This is a genomic window from Herbaspirillum lusitanum P6-12 (assembly GCF_000256565.1).
Classification (GTDB): Bacteria; Pseudomonadota; Gammaproteobacteria; order Burkholderiales; family Burkholderiaceae_D; genus Herbaspirillum; species Herbaspirillum lusitanum.
This window is the reverse complement of record NZ_AJHH01000656.1, coordinates 1-869: the sequence shown is the minus strand read 5'-3', so window position 1 is coordinate 869 and position 869 is coordinate 1. Positions and strand designations below refer to the sequence as shown.

The window sequence follows — 869 nt, the reverse complement described above, 5'->3', positions numbered from 1 at the left end:
TATGTATTTGGGGCGCGGCATTCGCGCGCTTGTTGTTCTCCGGTTCGCCTGCCTGCAACTTCCATCCACCGTCCTGACAACGATACTTATCCGCTCATGAAAATTTCTCCGTCGCTGCCGCTGTGGTCCATCGTTTCACCCGTCCTGGGCTGGCTGGTGTACGCCGTCAACTTCCTGCAACCGGCTGGCTGGTTTGCCGCGCTGCTGGTGATCGGCCTGATGGCCAGCGTGCTGGCTGCGGTGTATCACGCCGAAGTGGTGGCGCACAAAGTCGGCGAACCGTTCGGCACGCTGGTGCTGGCGCTGGCGGTGACGCTCATCGAGGTGGCGCTGATCGTGTCGCTGATGCTGACCGGCGGCGAGGCGACCACGGGGCTGGCGCGCGATACGGTGTTCGCGGCGATCATGATCATCCTCAACGGCATCGTCGGCATTTGCCTGCTGGTGGGTTCCAGCCAGCACGGCGAGCAATCGTTCGGTCAGCGCGGCGTCAGCGCGTCGCTGGCGACGCTGGCGGCGATTGCGGTGCTCACGCTGGTGTTGCCGAACTACACGCTGACGACAGCGGGTCCGTTCTACAGCACCAGTCAGCTGGCCTTCATCGCGGTGATTTCATTGGTCTTGTACGGCACCTTCGTGCTGGTGCAGACGGTGCGCCACCGCGACTATTTCCTGCCGCCCAACGCCGCCGCCGGCGATGCGGAAGCGCACGCCGAGCCGCCTTCCAACAAGGTGGCGATCATCGCCGCCTTGTTGCTGCTGGCTTGCCTTGGCGCCGTGGTATTGCTGGCCAAGGCGCTGGCGCCGACGCTGGAAGCCGGTCTGGATAATCTGGGCGCGCCGAAGTCGGTGGTCGGCATCATCATCGC

The 869-nt window shown here is 64.3% G+C and carries 1 protein-coding gene; it reads left to right on the top strand.

Annotated features, from left to right (window positions below; all coding sequences use genetic code 11):
- Positions 1-96 precede the first annotated feature (96 nt).
- The coding region (locus HLUSI_RS0121575; protein WP_016835926.1) for a calcium:cation antiporter at positions 97-869 on the top strand (773 nt) is incomplete at its 3' end.